Genomic DNA, 2,417 nt, shown 5'->3' with positions numbered 1-2,417 from the left:
CTATCTGAACTGAAAACGGCGAACGGCGCACCGTACGGATAGGGTTAATATACAACCCTCATCAACGAAAAACAAGCAATGCGGCAATCCCTCCAGTTCCGCCATATCCGAGAGGATATCCCCGCAAAGGACTTGTCTCCCCTGACCCCTTATAATTCCCCCTTAGCAGCAAAAAGAGAGGACCACAGATGCAGAGCATCTGCAAAGAGGGGCGCGCCGTGATTCAGACCAAAACTGACTTGCAGCGATTCCTATCCCTGGAAAAAACCGCGTACCTATATGGCGACCGCCGCGACACGCTCATCGCATACCTCACCAACGACCCAAGAGTTCAGATCTGGCGATACCAGAAATAACTGCGTGTATCCATTCAATGAAAGGGCGATACATCAATGGCATGTAGTGCACCAATGGCATCATCAGCTTCATCACTGAACCGTATCCGCATGGCACCGTGTGCGATTCCGATTGTGGTGAACTCTGTATTCACCGCAATGCTGATTACACTCACGGATCTTCTCTCACCCATCTATCCTCAAGTCCTCGAGGCGTATTCCGACCAGTACATTTTTGAGCTTACCGGCAAAATCTGGGCCGAGGGCGGTGTGCCATACGTGGATTTCTGGGACCAAAAAGGCCCTATGATCTTCTTGTTTAATATGGTCGGATGGAAACTCACGGGCTCAGCGTTGGGCATCTTCTTGCTCATCATCATCTGGGCCGCCATCACGGTGAATATGTTGTACCTGATTGCCAAGGAATTTGTTCCCAAACGATACGGCACAGTAGCAGCAATGATAATCGCATGGATATCCGCCATATGGATTGGCATTCTATGCGCCCCCTCTTGGGACATGACTGAGCCTCTTTGCTTTCCTTTCCTCGCTCTGTCCCTACTGATTGCCGTCCGGTGGTTTAAACAGACGAACCATGATTCTGTAGCCATCGTGCCATGGTGGCATCCTTTCGTATATGGAATATCGTTCAGCGTCTGCCTGCTTTCCCGCTTGACTAACGCATTATCCGTATGTGTTAGCGTACTGGTCATCGCCATGGTGCTCCTCCGGTGGAAACAATGGGCGGCATTGTTCAAGTGCGCTCTGACGTTTATCGCTGGTGTGGCCCTGCCACTGGTGCCATTCTGTATCTATTTTGCGGTGCACCATGCACTCTACGATTTCATATATGGCACAGTACTATTCAATATCAACTATGCGGAGAATTCTGGCGGCCTGCTATCCGAGAAGCCCAGCACCATCGTACTCATTCTGTTAGTACCATGTGCCATGGTGCTAACCTCCCTAGCGCACATGCTGCTCGAACGTCATTTCAATCTCACCGATTGCACCATAGCGATATCCGGCATCCTATTTGTGGCCCTGTTCCTCAACATCAATCCATACCATCATTATGCCGCGATAGCTGCGATCTTCCTACCAATTCTTCTGGGCATTGCCTGCCAATATGCCGGCATGCGCTGGCAGACACTGGCAGTATTGGGACTGATTATGGCCTTGCTATGCGGATGCCATGCCGTACAAGATAACAAGTTTATCTGGTCCCAACCGGTGTATGACGAGCCCGAGTTGGAACAGGTTATCCAAAAGGCCAACGGCAGCGTGGTGCTGTATAACATGAAGCCCAACGCATATCTGCAATATAATTTGACGCCAATATATCGATTCGCTTGGCTTCAAGATTGGGAAGCATCATGCAGCGACAGCTACACGCAACTGTTGCGTGATGAATTCGCCACCGCTCAAGCGGAGTATATCGTAGTGCAACACACAACGAAACCAACTATCGACAACATCTTGCGTCGACAGTATCGGCCCGTACAAACCATCACCATTAAAGGAACGGATGCCGTTGTTTACAAACGCCGATAGTGATGCTCATAACGACATTCATCACATATTCGCATTGATACCGACACAACGTATTACAGCGCTATAAGTTGCAAGCTTGAACCTATCTCCTTACCAGTAGCGTGTACCCGCTGACTTCGCTGTATGAGGATCCGCCATATTCAATGGTCGAATCATTGTGTACCGGAGTATAGACCGTGGTGGTGGGTTTTCCCCTGATGCCGTTCGTGGCACCTATCTCGACAGGTTCACATCGGCATGCATGCTTGACAGCGTACAGCAAAGCTATCTGAACTGAAACGGCGAACGGCGCACCGTACGGATAGGGTTAATATACAACCCTCATCAACGAAAACAAGCAATGCGGCAATCCCTCCAGTTCCGCCATATCCGAGAGGATATCCCCGCAAAGGACTTGTCTCCCCTGACCCCTTATAATTCCCCTTAGCAGCAAAAAGAGAGGACCACAGATGCAGAGCATCTGCAAAGAGGGGCGCGCCGTGATTCAGACCAAAACTGACTTGCAGCGATTCCTATCCCTGGAAAAAA

General features: G+C 50.0%; 1 protein-coding gene. It reads left to right on the top strand.

Features of this window, described 5'->3' with window-relative positions:
- The first annotated feature begins 410 nt into the window (after positions 1 to 410).
- Positions 411 to 1,889: an ArnT family glycosyltransferase gene (locus BMOU_RS10620; RefSeq protein ID WP_235143786.1), complete on the top strand. Its 1,479-nt coding sequence runs from the start codon at positions 411 to 413 to the stop codon at positions 1,887 to 1,889.
- Positions 1,890 to 2,417: the final 528 nt, after the last annotated feature.

The organism is Bifidobacterium moukalabense DSM 27321 (assembly GCF_000522505.1).
Taxonomy (GTDB): domain Bacteria; phylum Actinomycetota; class Actinomycetes; order Actinomycetales; family Bifidobacteriaceae; genus Bifidobacterium; species Bifidobacterium moukalabense.
Note: the sequence above shows the minus strand (reverse complement) of the source record. Positions and strands in the feature narration are given on the sequence as shown.

Bases quoted from the DNA above. Each gene is read 5' to 3' on its own strand.
- BMOU_RS10620 (WP_235143786.1), top strand. From the start codon at position 411: ATGGCATCATCAGCTTCATCACTGAACCGTATCCGCATGGCACCGTGT.